The sequence below is a fragment of the Colwellia chukchiensis genome (assembly GCF_002104455.1).
Classification (GTDB): domain Bacteria; phylum Pseudomonadota; class Gammaproteobacteria; order Enterobacterales; family Alteromonadaceae; genus Cognaticolwellia; species Cognaticolwellia chukchiensis.
Window position 1 is genome coordinate 22,135 of record NZ_NBOC01000003.1, and the last position, 16,683, is coordinate 38,817.

General features: G+C 43.3%; 17 protein-coding genes. 10 read left to right on the forward strand and 7 right to left on the reverse strand.

The features are described 5' to 3' along the window. The first annotated feature begins 4 nt into the window (after nt 1-4). The gene (locus tag B6K83_RS18530) at nt 5-1,981 is read left to right on the forward strand and encodes a M56 family metallopeptidase (protein WP_085283941.1); all 1,977 of its coding nucleotides are present in this window, start codon (nt 5-7) and stop codon (nt 1,979-1,981) included. Nucleotides 1,982-1,983: 2 nt separating this feature from the next. Here B6K83_RS18530 and B6K83_RS05345 read toward each other — a convergent pair whose 3' ends face one another. Further along, nucleotides 1,984-2,463 carry a Spy/CpxP family protein refolding chaperone gene (locus B6K83_RS05345; protein ID WP_085283942.1) on the reverse strand — a complete coding sequence of 160 codons (480 nt, stop codon included), beginning with the start codon at nt 2,461-2,463 and terminating at the stop codon, nt 1,984-1,986. A 154-nt stretch (nt 2,464-2,617) separates the two neighbouring features. Here B6K83_RS05345 and B6K83_RS05350 point away from each other — a divergent pair, with 154 nt between their 5' ends. Genes B6K83_RS05350 through B6K83_RS05360 form a run of 3 tightly spaced genes read left to right on the forward strand, consistent with a single transcriptional unit; the run spans nt 2,618 to nt 5,788 of the window. Continuing rightward, the gene (locus B6K83_RS05350; protein WP_085283943.1) at nt 2,618-3,319 is read left to right on the forward strand and encodes a response regulator transcription factor; all 702 of its coding nucleotides are present in this window, start codon (nt 2,618-2,620) and stop codon (nt 3,317-3,319) included. Beyond that, nucleotides 3,319-4,725, forward strand: a complete 1,407-nt coding sequence (locus tag B6K83_RS05355; protein ID WP_085283944.1) for a HAMP domain-containing sensor histidine kinase — start codon at nt 3,319-3,321, stop codon at nt 4,723-4,725. The genes B6K83_RS05350 and B6K83_RS05355 overlap by 1 nt, the downstream gene beginning before the upstream one ends. Beyond that, nucleotides 4,715-5,788 carry an alpha/beta fold hydrolase gene (locus tag B6K83_RS05360; RefSeq protein WP_085283945.1) on the forward strand — a complete coding sequence of 358 codons (1,074 nt, stop codon included), beginning with the start codon at nt 4,715-4,717 and terminating at the stop codon, nt 5,786-5,788. Before B6K83_RS05355 ends, B6K83_RS05360 begins: the two co-directional genes overlap by 11 nt. A 22-nt stretch (nt 5,789-5,810) precedes the next feature. Here the strand turns inward: B6K83_RS05360 and B6K83_RS05365 are convergent, their stop codons facing one another. Beyond that, on the reverse strand, nt 5,811-6,716 hold the full coding sequence (locus tag B6K83_RS05365; RefSeq protein WP_085283946.1) for a cation diffusion facilitator family transporter: 906 nt from the start codon (nt 6,714-6,716) through the stop codon (nt 5,811-5,813). Between the two features lie 89 nt (nt 6,717-6,805). On the opposite strand from B6K83_RS05365, the gene trmL reads away from it, so the two are divergent. Then, nucleotides 6,806-7,270: a tRNA (uridine(34)/cytosine(34)/5-carboxymethylaminomethyluridine(34)-2'-O)-methyltransferase TrmL gene (gene trmL, locus B6K83_RS05370; RefSeq protein WP_085283947.1), complete on the forward strand. Its 465-nt coding sequence runs from the start codon at nt 6,806-6,808 to the stop codon at nt 7,268-7,270. 97 nt (nt 7,271-7,367) lie between these two features. Here the strand turns inward: trmL and gpsA are convergent, their stop codons facing one another. The 4 genes from gpsA to B6K83_RS05390 all read right to left on the reverse strand — a co-directional run bounded on the left by gpsA (nt 7,368) and on the right by B6K83_RS05390 (nt 9,664). Further along, complete coding sequence (gpsA, locus tag B6K83_RS05375) at nt 7,368-8,375, reverse strand: NAD(P)H-dependent glycerol-3-phosphate dehydrogenase (RefSeq protein ID WP_085283948.1); 1,008 nt, start codon at nt 8,373-8,375, stop codon at nt 7,368-7,370. A 2-nt stretch (nt 8,376-8,377) separates the two neighbouring features. Further along, a complete protein-coding gene (secB, locus tag B6K83_RS05380; protein WP_085283949.1) occupies nt 8,378-8,890 on the reverse strand; it encodes a protein-export chaperone SecB in 513 nt (170 codons plus the stop codon). Nucleotides 8,891-8,954: 64 nt separating this feature from the next. After that, the gene (grxC, locus tag B6K83_RS05385; RefSeq protein WP_085283950.1) at nt 8,955-9,209 is read right to left on the reverse strand and encodes a glutaredoxin 3; all 255 of its coding nucleotides are present in this window, start codon (nt 9,207-9,209) and stop codon (nt 8,955-8,957) included. 29 nt (nt 9,210-9,238) lie between these two features. Beyond that, on the reverse strand, nt 9,239-9,664 hold the full coding sequence (locus B6K83_RS05390) for a rhodanese-like domain-containing protein (RefSeq protein WP_085283951.1): 426 nt from the start codon (nt 9,662-9,664) through the stop codon (nt 9,239-9,241). Between the two features lie 239 nt (nt 9,665-9,903). On the opposite strand from B6K83_RS05390, the gene gpmI reads away from it, so the two are divergent. From gpmI to B6K83_RS05405, 3 genes are all read left to right on the forward strand, one after another. Then, nucleotides 9,904-11,451, forward strand: coding sequence for a 2,3-bisphosphoglycerate-independent phosphoglycerate mutase (gene gpmI, locus B6K83_RS05395; RefSeq protein ID WP_085283952.1), 1,548 nt, complete (start codon nt 9,904-9,906; stop codon nt 11,449-11,451). 31 nt (nt 11,452-11,482) lie between these two features. Then, on the forward strand, nt 11,483-12,646 hold the full coding sequence (locus tag B6K83_RS05400; RefSeq protein WP_158088319.1) for a murein hydrolase activator EnvC family protein: 1,164 nt from the start codon (nt 11,483-11,485) through the stop codon (nt 12,644-12,646). Nucleotides 12,647-12,750: 104 nt separating this feature from the next. Then, nucleotides 12,751-13,518: a divergent polysaccharide deacetylase family protein gene (locus tag B6K83_RS05405; protein ID WP_092251460.1), complete on the forward strand. Its 768-nt coding sequence runs from the start codon at nt 12,751-12,753 to the stop codon at nt 13,516-13,518. Between the two features lie 14 nt (nt 13,519-13,532). On the opposite strand, the gene B6K83_RS05410 is transcribed toward B6K83_RS05405, so the two are convergent. Next, nucleotides 13,533-14,297, reverse strand: a complete 765-nt coding sequence (locus tag B6K83_RS05410) for a S1C family serine protease (protein ID WP_085283953.1) — start codon at nt 14,295-14,297, stop codon at nt 13,533-13,535. Nucleotides 14,298-14,632: 335 nt separating this feature from the next. Between B6K83_RS05410 and B6K83_RS05415 the strand changes: the two genes are divergently transcribed. Beyond that, the gene (locus tag B6K83_RS05415) at nt 14,633-15,475 is read left to right on the forward strand and encodes a patatin-like phospholipase family protein (protein WP_085283954.1); all 843 of its coding nucleotides are present in this window, start codon (nt 14,633-14,635) and stop codon (nt 15,473-15,475) included. 231 nt (nt 15,476-15,706) lie between these two features. Beyond that, the gene (locus tag B6K83_RS05420) at nt 15,707-16,474 is read left to right on the forward strand and encodes a PEP-CTERM/exosortase system-associated acyltransferase (RefSeq protein ID WP_085284139.1); all 768 of its coding nucleotides are present in this window, start codon (nt 15,707-15,709) and stop codon (nt 16,472-16,474) included. Nucleotides 16,475-16,683: the final 209 nt, after the last annotated feature.

Here is a 16,683-nt window from a genome sequence, read left to right on the forward strand (position 1 = left end):
ATTAATGATGCCAGAAAGCTTATTTAATAGCCCAATATTTGCCGCTTTAGCTGTCACTCTTATCCACTTTTTGTGGCAAGGAGTGCTTGTTGCGCTGGTTTTAAAAATGCTATTGTCATTGATTTCTTATCGAAAGCCACAATTACGCTATGCGCTAAGTACACTAGCTATGCTAGCAAACTTGCTGCTACCCTTTATTACCTTTTTTGTTGTTTACGATAATGAGTATCGTCACGCCACTAGCTTCATTCACACATTACCATTGCTTGATCAAAGCTATTACTTTGAGCATATGGCCACTAATGCTTGGTATATTGAATGGCTAGAATACTTACCTATACTGTCTATTATTTGGCTTTCCATAGTCAGTGCACTGGCATTAAAGCTCACTATTGAGCTTTATAATGTCAATCAATTGTCGGCTCGAGGCTGTGTAACGCCAAATCTAGCCTTGCAAGCACGCTTTGATGCCTTAGTAAATAAAGTGGCTTTGCGTCATAACGTAAAATTACTGATCTCCAATAGCACCAATGTTCCTATGGCGATAGGTTGGCTAAAACCCGTAGTTTTGATCCCCTTTAGCATGTTATCGGGCTTATCACCGCAGCAGTTAGATATGTTATTACTGCACGAACTTGCTCACATTAGGCGACATGATTATTTGGTTAACTTTTTCCAAACCTTAATTGAAATTTTATTGTTTTTTCACCCATGCGTACGTTGGGTGTCAAAACAAATGCGTAATGAGCGAGAGTTCTGTAGCGATGACATAGCGGTGCAGCATAGTGGCTGTTCACTTGCCTACGCACATACCCTAACGGATACGGCTTCCTTGTGTCAGCAACAGCGCCAAAGTAGCATTCCTAGCATGGCCATGGCAGCATCAGGCGGCGATTTAAAGTTACGCGTGGTGCGTTTATTAGATCAGCACCACTGCAGCAAAAGCACTGAATCTGGCAAATGGCTAGCTTCAGCAACCATACTGATCGGTATGATATTTTTAATCGCTAAACACTCACCTAGCTTACCCGTTATTGATTTACAGTCAGGCAGCATTTCTTTGCAAAGCTCGACGCTAGAGTTTAATAACCGTATTGGTAACTATGTTCCAAAGGTGTTAGAGCAAAGTCATAATAGTACATCGTTAGCACGACAATTGTTGGCTATTGATGGTGGCTCAGCGCGAACGAGTCAGCAGCCAACACGCACCGCAGATAGCGTTAATCAGCTACCGCATAATCCAACTCAAGATGTTCACCAAGCGAAAACAGTGCCTAACAATCGCAACCTTACCAACCAGAGTGTCAGTAGTGGTTACGAAAACGAGCTACCCATAGTACAACAAAAAGCGAATACAAGCCCATCGCACCATCAAAGCTTATCAGCCAGCGTTAAAAGTGCAGCTGGGCAAAGTCAACTTAATGATAAGCTCACAACGACAAACAAAAAGTCTATCTCTGAATTGGCATTTGAGCGCACTGATTCTAAAAATGCGGCCGTATCAGCTAATCCCTATTCACAACAGTTGGTATCTTTACTCAATGAGCCAGAAGCATCAAGTGAAACGCATATTGCCGCCCTATCTAAAACTCATTATGGCAACAGCAACCAGTTGAGATCGCGCCACAGCCCTAAGCCTGACTTTACATTGGTTAATAAAACAACAAAGCAAAATACAAGTAGTGCTTTACCAACGCTTAAATCAAGCCTAATGGCGGCAAAATTATTAAGATCGGTTGAACCTAAATACCCTATTGCCGCAAAGCGTAAAGGCATAGAGTTAGAAATTATGGTTGAATTCACCATAGATAAAAATGGTTTAGTTAAAGATATTCAGTTTGAGTCAAAAAACCGCGCCAGTTACTTTCGCAACACCATTCGCAATGCCATGGAAAAATGGCGCTTTCTGCCGGCAAAAGAAAATGGACGCGCTGTCCCTAGCAAAATGTCCAAAATATTCTCCTTTAGCCTACTGCGCTAACCTTAGCGGTGCCTGCGCATTTTTAGATACTTTTGTTGTTGCTGTGGCGTTAACACTTGCAGCACGCCATGATGCATTTTTGCTTTTTGCATGGCCATGGCTTGAAACGCTGGCTGAAACTCTGCATAAATCGCATTGAACTGGTTTTCATCAAACTCACTCGCTTGTGTGAGACCTTGCAGCTGGGTTTTAAAACCTGACAGGGCAGTTTTTTGCGCCAATCGCTCTGCTTTTTGCTCAGTAAACAGCTGCATAATCTCAGCTTGTTGTGCTTCGCTTAACGCTAACACCTTGGTTAAACGATGCATGCGTTTGTGCATTTTTAGCGCTTGTTTATCAATATCCATAACTTGCTGGTACATCTTGTGATGTTGGTGTTGCTGGTGTGCTAGCGCGAAACTACTGACACTTGTCACTGCCAGCAGCAGTGCCGCTATCGTAATAAAACGTTTTATCATTGCGTATTGTTGTGTGGTTTGCATTCGTTTGCTCCTTAAGTAAGTTAACGGTTACCAGTATAAATGCCACAATGCAAAGAAACGCAAAGCAAAGTAAATGTTATGTAAAGGTCGCTAAAGCCAACAAGACTTTGGGTTATGATAGTGACGAATAATAGCCAACAAAGTAAGCGTAATAATGAACAAACAGAAACTGCTATTAATTGACGACGATAAAGAACTTGCTGAGCTTTTAAGCGAATACCTTAGCAGCGAAGGCTTTGAACTCGTCTGTCGTCATGACGGCGTAACTGGCCTAGAAAAAGCTTACGATGATAGCATCGCCTTGATCTTGCTCGACGTCATGATGCCCGGTTTAAACGGTTTTGAGGTCTTAAAAGCGCTCGGAGCTCACTACAAAACGCCCATTTTAATGCTCACTGCTAAGGGCGATAATGCAGATAAAGTCCGCGGTTTGCAGCTTGGTGCCGATGATTATTTAGCTAAGCCATTTCAACATCAAGAACTACTCGCTCGAATCAAGGCTATTTTGCGCCGCATTGCCATTGCCAAAAACAGTAAAGCAACCACTAATGTCATCGAGGTTAATGATGTGATGCTCAACCACGCAACTCGGCAAGTGCGTTGTCATCAACACGAGGTCGAGCTTACCGGTACCGAATTCCAAATTTTAGCGCATTTAATGGCAAACGCAGCAGTGATTGTCAGCAAAGAAGCGATATCTGAACAGATACTACACCGTAAGCTCAGTGCATTTGATCGCAGCATAGATATGCATATCAGTAATATTCGGCGTAAGCTGTTACCGTTAAGCCCCCGCGATAAATTCAAAACTATTCGTGGTGCTGGTTACCTATTTTTGCCTGGAACTAGTGATTAATGTTAGCCATTACGCGAAAATTCTCAGCGCTTGGCGTTAAGCTCTTTATTTACTTTTGGTTAGTACTGATAGGTACTTTTGCCGTCACAAAGCTGCTATCAGCACAGTTTAGTAGCAAAAGTGTTATTGTCCCTACTCACAAAGGCGACGCTATGAGAATTGAGCGGATTACACAAAACATTAATAACCTAGCGCTAAAAACACCACAATCTATCTATACCTTATTGCCCAATCGCCAAGCTCGTGCCGTGCTGGTAAAAAATACCACCAGCAACCAAGTATACTTCTCAGGCGCAGCATCACTTGCAAACGTAGCTGATTTTGTTGGTGATAATAAGCTCACCCGGCTAAGTACGATAAAGTTTAAGTTTTATCGCTTAACTGGGCCACAAGTTATTGATATAGATGGAGCTTCTTATCAATTGTTTATTGCTAGTCGCGATGGTAATCGGCACTTTAATAACATGTTACATCGAGTGCCTGCATGGTTAGCGGTAACCACTGCCTTAGTTATTAGCGCGTTGTTACTCTGGCTACTCAGTCGCTCACTTACCAAGCCACTGATTGCTTTACAAAAAGCCACCGCAAAATTTGGCGACGGCGATTTAAGTACCCGAATGCCGTTAATTGCCCAACGCCATGACGAAATTGGCGCATGTGCGGCAAGCTTTAATGCCATGGCAGACAAGCTTGAGCATAATATAGATGCGCATCAGCGACTTCTGGCGGACGTTTCCCATGAACTTCGTTCCCCCATGACACGCTTACAAATTGCTCTTGGGCTAGCACAACAAACGAATATCGATGCCGCAACGCGGGAAAAACATTTACAGCGCTGCGAACGTGAAGTCGCTCGGCTTGATGAAATGATCAGCAATGTTTTATCGCTTTCTCGCTTAGAAAATACCATCAGTGCTATGACATTAATGATGGTTGACCTAGAACAACTGATCCGCCTTTGCATTGAGGATGCACAATATATTGCCAACAACAAAGCAATCAAAATTAAGTTTACGCCTAGCGCCAACCCGCTGATCCAAGCCGATGCTAATTTATTATCGAGCGCCATCAGTAATATTTTGCTTAATGCCATTACCTATAGTGCGCCACAAGGACAACTCGCGGTAGAGTTACGCCAAACTCAGCGCCATATCATTATTAACATTATCGATAGTGGCATAGGCGTGCCGACGGCTGATTTAGCTAAGCTATTTGAGCCCTTTTATCGCGTAGCGCCAGCGCGTGATCGAGCCACAGGCGGCACCGGCTTAGGTTTAGCCATAGCCAAGCAAGCAATTGTTGCCCACCATGGTCGTATTTTCGCCCAAAACAACCCACAACAAGGCTTAACCGTGACTATTGAATTACCAGTAGATATCAGCAAAAATAGTCCGCATGATGATTAAAAACATTTCACTATTAGTGCTACTTATCTGGCTCTATTCAGGAACTTTAACCGTGACATACGCAAGCAATGATGTCAGTAAGTACACGCTTACTCAAGAAAAGGTCGACGCCATTAAGCAATTTTGGCCATCGGTACAGCAAGACAGCTTTCAAACGGCCGATGGCGTGACAATTGCCTATGCCGCTAACTTTTCCCGAGCCGATCAACCTTATATTGTCATCGTACCTGGCCGCTCAGAAAGTTACCTTAAATATCAAGAGTTGATTTATGATTTAGACCAACAAGGCTACGATAGTGTTGTGATTGATCATCGAGGACAAGGGCTATCAACGCGTTTAACCCGCAATCGCTTACAAGGTTATGTAGCACAATTTGATCACTACGCACAAGATCTGCAGCAGTTACTGGCGCAGGTTTTACCCGCTAAATACCCAGCTCATCATCAACAATCTTTTATGCTGGCACACTCCATGGGCGGCGCAATTGCTTTACGGTATCTACAGCTTTATCCAAATCAAGTGAAAGCGGTTAGCTTAACGTCTCCTATGATTGCCATTAAAAGTGCGGGGTTGCCGATAGCAGTAGCGAAGTTTTTCGTAAAAATGGGCAACCAACTTAACCAGTGGCTGTCTGATACGCCTTGGTATTTTATCGGGCAAAGTGATAACAATAGCACCAGCTTTGCCGATAACCGCTTAATGCATTCAGCTGAGCGTTATCAGCGTTTTCAAAACTTATATCAACAACAGCCTGAATTAAAGCTTGGTGGCGTTACCTTCCACTGGCTAGCGCAGGCCATTGACACAAACGATAAATTATTCATGGCACTTGATAAATTGTCGATGCCTATTCAAGTGCTACAAGCGGGGGATGAAGTTATTGTTGATAATGCCGCCCAAGATGCGTTTTGCCAACAATTACATGCAATGTACCCGCATTCTTGCCCTGACGGCAAAGCCATTACGCTCGCTGGTGCCTATCATGAGCTATTATTTGAAGCCGACCAATACCGAGACATTACCTTAGCAGCCAGCTTAGCTTGGTTTGCTCAACACCAATAGCAATCACCACACCGGCTAGCGTTTACTCGCGCTGATGATGCGCTGCCGATAGTGGATCATGATGGATCAACACTTCACAAGGCGCGAGGGCTTTAACTATTTCTGCTTCTATGGTTTCACCTATGCTATGAGCCTCACGCAGGGATAATTCACCATCTAACTCCAGATGAAACTGAATAAAACGATCGGGCCCCGCCTGGCGGGTTCTTAAGTCATGTAAACCTAAAGCCCCGTGATGCGACAAAATAATTTCTTTAATGCGCTTACGTTCTTGCTCCGTTAACTCATGGTCCATTAAGTGGTGGACACTAGTCCAGATTATTTTCCCAGCCCCTACCAGTAGAAATATACCCACGCCAACGGTAAAAATACCGTCCGCTTGCAGCCAATAGCCTTGGCTAAGAAATAAGGCCGCTAACACTCCTAAATTGAGCAATAAATCAGACTGATAATGCAGGGCATCGGCACTTATGGCGACAGACTTAGTGCGGTGAATAACATATTTTTGCAACATCACTAACGCTAAGGTCAAAATAATTGCAATGATAGATACGCCAATACCTACTTCGGTTCGCACTACTTGCTGTGGATTAATAATTCTATCGACACCATTAAAAACCAGCAATAATGCTGAGCCTAAAACAAATGCCGCCTGAACAAGTCCTGCTAAGCTTTCAGCTTTACCATGGCCAAATTTATGTTCTTTATCGGCAGGCGCGAGCGCAAAGCGCAAAATCACCACATTCATCACCGACGCAAATAAATCTAAAATAGAGTCGGTGGCAGAGGCTAGCATGGCACTGGCATCCGTCACAAACCAAGCATAAAGCTTTAGCAGCACCAGAATTAACGCCGTGGTAGTTGCAGAAAAAGCGGCCAGCTTCACTAAGTACGCATATTTATCGGCACTTTCTTTATTTTCCGACACGGGTCCCCCTAGTAAAAAAAATATAAACTTAATGATTCAATATAAGCAGGTTATAATGCCTTAATTATACAATTTATTAAGCACTTAATATGTTAGATGTCGTTTTATTTCAACCACAAATTCCCCCCAACACCGGCAATATCATTCGCCTTTGTGCTAACACCGGCTTTAGGTTACACCTTATTGAGCCCCTTGGTTTTGATCTAGAAGACAAAAAGTTACGTCGAGCTGGCTTAGATTACCACGAATTTGCCGCCGTGAAGCGTCACGCCAGCTATCAAGATTTTGTTAAGCACGAACAGCCAAAACGCGTATTAGCGGTCACTACCAAAGCCAGCGGTTATTATGGTGATATCAATTTTCAGGCCGGAGATTACCTGTTATTTGGCTCTGAAACGGGCGGCTTACCAGAAGACGTTAGACAACAAATTCCTGAGCCAAACAAGATCCGGATCCCGATGCTAAAAGATAGTCGAAGCATGAACTTATCTAATGCCACCGCTGTGGTGATCTATGAAGCTTGGCGGCAATTAGGCTTTGTAGATTCCGTCTAAGCGCGCACAACGTCAGCACAAACAAAAAAGGCATATTATTACAATATGCCTTGACTGAGTGCGACCTAATAGTACCGCTATACGTATTCAGGTTAACTTATTCGAACTTGCGTTCACGAGATAAGAGATCAGCGGCGGCTACTTTAGCGTTTTTACCACAGTAAAGCACTTGATAGACTTGCTCAACAATCGGCATTTCAACCGACATACGCTGCGCAAGCAAGTACACTTCTTTGGTATTGCGATAACCTTCCACCACTTGCCCAATATCGGCAATGGCTTGTTCAACCTCAACGCCTGCGCCAAGCGCAAGGCCAAAGCGACGGTTGCGTGATTGGTTATCCATACAGGTTAACACCAAGTCGCCCAAGCCTGCCATGCCCATAAAGGTTGACGGCTCAGCCTTTAGGGCACAACCTAAACGCGTCATTTCCGCTAAACCACGGGTGATTAAGGCGGTACGCGCATTGGCACCAAAACCGATGCCATCGGCCATACCTGCTCCTATTGCAATAACATTTTTCACTGCGCCACCCAGTTGTACGCCGATAAAGTCATTATTACTGTAAACACGAAAACGGCGCTCACAGTGCAATAAGTTGGAGATATCTTCTACAAACGCGTCATCTGTTGACGATAAGGAGATTGCCGTAGGCAAACCAGCGGCCATTTCTTTGGCAAAGGTAGGACCCGATAATACCGCTAACGACATATCATCGCCTAATATCTCTCGCGCCACATCTTGCAATAACCGACCGGTGTCATGCTCTAAGCCTTTGGTTGCCCAAACTAAACGGGCATCATGCTGAAGTAAAGGCTTAATTTGCGTTAGCACCTCTCCAAAAACATGACTAGGAACCACCACTAAAATATTACGACTGGCACTCACCACATCAGCTAAATTGTCACTCACAGTTAATGACGCAGGAAACGGACAACCGGGTAAATATTTATCATTACTACCACGACTTGCCATGCTAGCAACATGATCAGCATCTCGCCCCCACAACAGCGTTTGATGGCCATTGCGGGCTAAACAAATGGCGAGCGCTGTACCATAAGAGCCAGCGCCAATCACTGAAATTGCCGCACGATTTTCGCTCATAGTTAGTGCGTTTCTGTGCTTGGTGGTACTTGCTCTGCATTCGCCTGTGCTGCACGTTGCTGTTGTACATAGTTGGCGAATAAGGCTTCAAAGTTAACCGGCGCTAAATTAATTTGCGGGAAAGAACCACGGCTCACTAAGTTTGCCACTGCTTCACGCGCATACGGGAATAAAGTCGTTGGGCAAAATGCGCCTATGGTGTGCGCTAATTGTGCTTCAGCAAGGTTACCTATGGTAAAAATACCCGCTTGTTGTACTTCAGCAAGAAACGCCGTTTGTGCTTCAACGGTTGCGGTAACGGTTAGCGATAACGTCACTTCATAGGTATCTTCCGCTAGTTTTGTTGACTTAGTATCAATGTCTAGCTTAACTTCTGGCTGCCATTCTTTTTGGAAAATAGCGGGTGAGTTTGGCGTTTCAAAAGAAATGTCTTTGGTATAAACACGTTGAATTGCAAATTGTGGTGCTTTTTGTTCGTCAGTTGCTGCGGCGCTGTTTTGATTTTCTTCAGCCATTTTTTTTACTTCCTATATATTTATGCCATTGTTTGATGGCGTATTATGCTAAATTTCACCAACACTATTGTGCTAAAAGTGACGTTAATGTGCCCTGGGCATGTAATGCAAATAAATCGTCACAACCGCCAATATGATTGTCGCTAATAAATATTTGTGGCACTGTGGTGTGTCCATGACTGCGTGCGATCATCTTCTCACGCAGTGCGGCATCACCATCTATTTTTATTTCATTATAAGGTACGTTCATATCGTCGAGTAAAGCTTTGGCTCGCATACAATAAAAACATGTTACCTTGGTATATATATCTACTACCATGAGTAAAATCCGTTATTTAATTATCTTTTTTACTTGGTTACTGGTAAGCCGGCACTTTGCCAAGCACCCATACCACCTTTAAGTATGCTAACACGACTAAAGCCTGCTTTTGCCAGTTGATTAGCCACTTTACTGGCACTAATCCCCGCACTACATACTACAATAATGGGCTTATCTTTATGCTTTTCAAGACTCGCAAAGTCATTTTTGCTGACTTTTTCATTACTAAGGTGAAGTGCATCAATAATGTGTCCGGCTTTAAAATCCTTTTCGCTGCGGGTATCAACCACCACACCTGACTCGCGATTAACCAGCAGCGTCATTTGCTGTGTGCTTAATTGTTTAATCGGTGACAGCTGAATTTTAATGGTGATGGCAATAATCATCACCACCAGAATAAGCCAAATCGTACTCAATACTGGCTGACTCATTGCAAAAGTAATTAATTGTTCCATAAGTTTTACATTCTATTTAACGAAAAATTGGCCACAGTATACAGGCTAATAATGCAAACCCAAACTGAACTTTTCATCGATATTTAGATTCGATGATTAACAGCAAGGATTGAGCGCACATTTGTTGCTGACAGTGAAACATTTTCTCTGACACTAGACAAGATATTCCCTTTGGCTCTTGATATACTGCGCACTTAAGGTTATTTTTCCATAGATTTGCTCGCACCAAGGAAACCGTAATGCCAAACAAAAAGTCAACTGTTGTTATTATTTTAGATGGATGGGGTTATAGAGAAAACCCTGAGTCTAACGCTATTTATCACGCAAAAACCCCAGTCTTAGATAATTTAATGGCGACTAAACCTAATATGTTGATTGAAACCTCAGGCATGGCAGTTGGCTTACCTGACGGGCAAATGGGCAATTCTGAGGTTGGTCATGTTAACTTAGGTGCCGGCCGCATAGTGTATCAAGATTTTACTCGTATCACCAAAGCGATTGCCGACAATGAGTTTCAAACAACGCCAGCACTCGTTAATGCGGTTGCCGCGGCGGTTAATAATAACAAAGCAGTGCATGTTTTTGGGCTATTATCCCCAGGTGGAGTTCATAGCCATGAAGACCATATTTTTGCCATGCTAGAGATGGCGGCCCAACAAGGGGCAAGCGCCATTTATTTACACGCTTTTCTTGATGGTCGCGATACGCCGCCACGCAGTGCGCGAGCCTCGATAATGAAAGCACAAGAAAAATTTGCTGAACTAGGTTGCGGGCAAATTGCCTCTGTGATCGGTCGCTACTACGCCATGGACAGAGATCAACGCTGGGAGCGTATTGAGCAAGCCTACAACCTGATGGTTTCAGGCCAAGCTGAGTTTCACTTTAGCGATGCGCTTGATGCCTTAGATGCCGCCTACGCGCGTGACGAAAATGACGAGTTTGTCCAAGCATCAGCTATCACCAATGCTGCGGGCGAAAACATTCAAGTCCAAGACGGCGATGCCCTGATCTTCATGAACTTTCGTGCTGACCGCGCGCGCCAGTTTACCCGTTGCTTTACCGACAGTCAGTTTTCTGGCTTTGAGCGCAAACGTCAACCCAAAGTTGCAGACTTTGTTATGCTGACCGAATACGCACAAGATATTGATACTGCCTGCGCCTTTCCTACCGTCAAATTAAACAACGTCTTAGGTGAATGGCTAGAAAAACATCAAAAAACACAATTGCGTATTTCCGAGACCGAAAAATATGCCCACGTCACCTTTTTCTTCAGCGGCGGCAAAGAAGACACCTTTGTTGGTGAGCAGCGCATCCTGGTGCCTTCACCCGACGTCGCCACTTATGACTTACAGCCTGAAATGAACTCAAGCTTGTTAACAGACAAACTCGTCGCCGCCATCGAAAGCGGTGAGCATGACTTTATTGTCTGTAATTACCCCAATGGTGACATGGTTGGGCACACTGGTGACTTTGAGGCCGCGGTAAAAGCCTGCCAAGCAGTCGACGCCTGTTTAGGTCGAGTGGTAGCTGCGCTGGAAAAAACGGGTGGCGAATGCTTAATTACCGCAGACCATGGTAACGCTGAGCTAATGAAAGATAACACTACAGGTCAAGCGCATACTGCTCACACATGCGAGCCGGTGCCGTTAATTTATGTTGGTCGCGACGCTACAACGGCAACAACAGGTAGCTTGAGCGACATCGCGCCAACGGTATTAGCTTTGATGGGCTTAGCGCAACCTGAAGAAATGACAGGCAAAAGCTTATTAACCCTTGCCGACGCTTAACACGCAATTAACCGTGAACATGCAGCGATTAATGAGTACAAGCAGCCAGCATCTTGCTGGCTTTCTTGCGCTGATCATTTTACTGCTGCTTTTCACTGCCAACCATGCGGTTGCTCAAAACAGTAAACAGCAGCAAGCTAGCGCAAAAACTAGCCAGCAACTTAATGAAATACAACGCGCCATTAATCAGCAAAAAAAGGCATTATCAAGCACCAATATTAAAATTAGTGATTTGCAGCAACATTTAAAGGCTGACGATATTGCCATCAGTAAAATCAGCAAAAAGCTTGCACAAACTAGCAGCCAACTTGAGCAAGTCAGTGAAAAATTAGTAAGGCTTACCACCGAAAAAAAGCAACTACAAACGGCGAAATTACAACAAGAGCAAGGGTTAGCAAAACAACTCAGAGCGGCATATTCCGCCGGCCATCATGACTATTTAAAGCTGATGCTAAATCAGCAACAAGCCAGTAGCGTGCAGCGCACCCTTACCTATTATCAATACCTCAACACGGCGCGCATTAAAGAGATTGAACGCTTTCAAGCCACCATGGACAAGCTCTATCAGGTAGAGCAAGAGTATCAAGCAAAAGCAGAGCAACTGGCTCAGTTAACCGAGAGCCAACAGCAACAAAAGCAAGTATTAGAATTATCAAAGGCCAAACAACAACAAACCTTAAAAGCACTCAATAGTAAAGCGCTCACCGGCCAACAAAAGCTCGCTAAACTCGAACGTGAAGAGCAAGCCATGGTCAAGTTACTCAAAGAAATGGCAGCAGCGGCACAAGCAGCAAAAAACCTTGTTAGCTTAAGCAAATTAAAACGCAAATTAAGCTGGCCGGTCAAGGGGCGTATTAGCCATAGTTTTGGCTCTCGAAAACAGGGTTATTTAAAGTGGAAAGGTGTGTTTATTGCGGCGCCTATTGGTCGACAAGTACAAGCGGTACATAATGGCACCATCTTATTTGCCGACTGGTTACAGGGTTATGGTTTAGTGTCTGTTATTGACCATGGCGATGGCTACATGAGCTTATATGGTCATAATCAAACGTTACTAAAATCAGTTGGTGACCGCGTTGAGGCTGGTGAAGCCATTGCTTTAGTAGGTCAAAGTGGCGGCCAATCAAAATCCGGTTTATATTTTGAAATTCGCCAAGCTGGCAAAGCCGTTAACCCTAAAATTTGGTGCAAATAATTATTAATTTTATCGATTAATAGCGAGCAATGTTTTTCTGCTTATCGGTTGTGAATTTATCGATTTTACCTACCTGAGCTGTTACCCTTAAACCCGTATTTAACATGAGAAGTATTACCGTGCTGCGATTTCTGCCCTTACTATTGTTGTTTTTTTCTTCATTACTTGCTGCACAACCCGCACGAGTTGCCATTATTATTGATGACATTGGCTATCGTAAAAGCGACTTACAGGCGCTCTTTCTGCCAGGCAATATTAGCTACGCAATTCTCCCTCATACCCCTTACGGTAAAAAGCTCGCTTTGCAGGCACATGCCAAAAATAATGATGTAATTTTACACATTCCAATGGAAGCAAAAAATGGCAAAAAGCTTGGTCCTGGCGCCTTAACTAGCGTAATGAACGAAAGCAGCATTCGCTTAACATTAAGCAATGCCTTTGAGGAGATCCCCTTTGCTTTAGGGATCAACAATCATATGGGCAGTAAACTTACAGAGCTTTATCAGCCCATGGCTTGGACTATGCAGTTTTTACGCGAACGAGATCTTATTTTTGTTGATAGCCTAACCACGAATGCAAGCAAAGCAGAACAGATTGCGCTCAGTTTTGGTGTACCAAGCTTGCATCGTCATATATTTCTCGACAATCAGTTAGAGCACGCTTATATTCGCCAACAATTTGAACAGCTAATTCGCGACGCGAAACGTTATCGCACTATAGTTGCCATTGCTCACCCTCATCCTGAAACCATCAGCTCGTTGCAGCAATTGTTGCCTCGATTAGCCGAAAACAATATCGAGTTAGTGCCAATATCTCAACTGTTAAGCAATAAAAATAACGAAACAAACCCAGCATTGAGTGCCGATGACTAGGGCATATACATGCCCTAAGCTTTAATATTGTGTTTTTTCAGCAGTTGGTGTAAATACTTCACAGGAATGGCATAGCTAATACCGCTTGGCTTACTGATAACAGTTTCTTTACTTTGCTGCACAAAAACTTTATTGATAATTCCCACCACAGCCCCTGTATTTACATCATACATGGCACTACCACTGTTGCCTGGGTATGCCGTTGCATCTAATTGATAAACAAGAAACGGGTCGCGTAACTGCCTTAACATCGCAATACTAATTTGCCGCGTATCATCAAGTGGTGTGATTGTTGGTGTTAAGCCGGCAATAATGCCACGATGGGTTGCTGGGTACAGACCTAATACCGCACCAATTGGAAAACCAGTAAAGGCAATTTCACTGCCATCGGGCAAAAAGTCTTGCTGCGCTAGTGTTAAGGCGGGTAACGGCTCACTTTCAATTTTAAGCACGGCAATATCCGTCGCTTTATCGCTAGCAACTACGGTGGCAAATTTTACTTTTGCCGTTTGCCCTTTGCCGACAAAAACCGCTAACTTTTGTAATAAGTTGTCATCTAATTCCCTCGCGATCACATGATGATTGGTGACCACATAGCTGCCATCACCAATAACAAAGCCACTACCATAGAGTTTATTCTTCGGCTGACCAATAGGCGTGTACACCCCAATACCTACAACTGAAGGCTTGATCAGGCGCACAGTGTCAACTAAATTGCTGGCGGCACTGGCGCTAAATAACAGCATCAACGCTATCAAGGTTTGAAATACCTTTCGCATAATTTTATCCTTTTTCACATGTCGTGTTGCCTATCAACATTAGCCTATGCTCAATAAGCTAATGCTATGTTTACCTTAATTTAGCATAGCTTCTGCTAGCGAATTTTAAATTTTTACTCATAATTAAAGAACTTAAGTAAAAATAGCTCACTGCGCTAGGGTAAATACCTACAGCAAGTGATAAAAATTAACATAGCTTTCATCGCGAGCAAGCAAGTTTTGACAGCACACACGCATCTTAGCTTTGCAGCTCGACTAACCCATTAAGTACCCGTTTACTTAAGATACGCTAAGGGTTTAACACACAACTCAGTGGTAATTACGGAGGTGGAACAGTGGCAAGTATTGTACCTATTTTAGCCGGTGGTGGCACGCGACTGCCCGCGCATATCGGCGTACTACAGGCATTAAAACATTTAGACATTAGTTTCACACATTTAGTTGGCGTTTCTGGCGGCAGTATTATTGCCAGTTTATTTGCAGCCGGGCTGTCTATCGACGAGATCAAGCGCATCGCTATTACCACTAATTACAGCCAATTTAGAGGTTTTTCATTAGTCAGTTTAATTCGTAATGGTGGTTTAAGTTCTGGCGATGTTTTTGAACAATGGGTCGACAAACACTTACAAGGTAAAACCTTTATTGAGCTAGACTACCAATTACATATAGTGGCCACTGACGTCAAAACTGGTCGTCCGGTTATATTTAATCGCGAAAGAACACCCGGCATGAGAATTTCACAAGCCGTGCGCTTTTCTATGTCTATTCCATTAGTGTTTAGCTTCAAAAGCTTTGGTAAGCACTTAATGGTTGATGGCAGCATTTTATCAGAAGACGCCTTGCATCGAGATTGGGCAAACGATGGCACGCCAGTATTATGTTTTCGGCTACGAGGTGAACACGAATACGATGAACTCAAAATTAATGGCATGTTCCCAATCATTAATTATGTCACCTTGCTGATCCGTACTTTTATGACAACCATTTCTCGCGAATATATTAATGAAGCCTTCTGGCACAATACCATTATCATTAATACTGGCTTATGCTCAGCCGTCGATTTTTGCATGAGTGAAGAAAAAAAGTCCGCTTTATTTAATATTGGCTATCAAACCGCCTTAGAAATCGTGCCAATTAAAACCAACCTCACCAAAACGCTTGAAAATACACCCAGCTAACCCCATCAATACAGGCAATAGGTAAATATTCTTACTGAGTTAAATAGGCAGATATTAAAATAGAAGTTATACTAGATAAAACAAAAAATACTGGCGTTTTTATCGCCACCCGCTCTCGGCTAAAATAGAAATAAAGCTCACGACTAATAACAATTCAGGCTTACAACTAATAGCGGTTATTTTCTCTTCCTATCTTTGATAATAATGAACCCTGGGGGCATAGATAGAACCATGAAAAACTATTCAATTGCCAACAACTTCGATCGTTATTTTCTAATTCAGTTAGCCAATACGCGTGCCCTAAAAGAAGAGGTTTTTAAAATTCGCTATGGCGTATACAGTTATGAGTTAGGCTGGGAAACGGGTAACCAGCAGCAGATGGAAACAGACATCTTCGACAATTACGCCTACCACTGCCTGATCAAGCATCGTAGAACGGGCACTTATGCCGGCTGTATACGCTTAATTGTTCCCCCCGCCAATAGATCTGACTTTTTACTGCCCTGTGAAAACCATTGCTTACATTACGCTTGGCCTGAGGTTATTGATTCTACAGAGTTACCGCGGGGCAGTTTTGGTGAAATATCACGGTTAGCGGTATTATCATCATTTAGACGCCGCTTACGAGAGCGCCGAAAGCCATTTGTAATTAACAGTTTTGAGTCCAATACTATCTTTACTGAGGATGAACACAGAAACTTTCCCAACATTGCTATTGGCTTATATTTAGCGTCATTATCCTTGGCTGATATCTGTGATCACCAAGGTACCTTTGTTATGATGGAGCCTAGATTGAACCGTTGCTTATCTCGAATCGGCTTGCAGTTTCAACAAGCCAGTGACCTTATTGAACATCACGGAAAGCGCGCAATGTTTCACTTGGCAAGGGAAAACTTCAAATCAAACCTAAAGCCTGAATTACAAGAGCTCTATGAGTTAATCCATGCTGAATTATTAGCACAGCAATTTGTTTTGCCCCTTAAAAATGCTAGTGCATAATTAGCTACCCTCTTAATCACCAACCAATATATCAATTTACAGCCTGTAGTTGCTCCTTTGCTTTTCAGTGCTCACCATAGCTAGTTGAGTAACTGATACAGAAGTATAAAGTTAGCGCAGCAACCTAGTGATAACATTCTTAACTAAGTATCGCGAGATACTTACTTTAACGCGGCATTAAATCACAGGCTAAAACAGCTAACATGTAA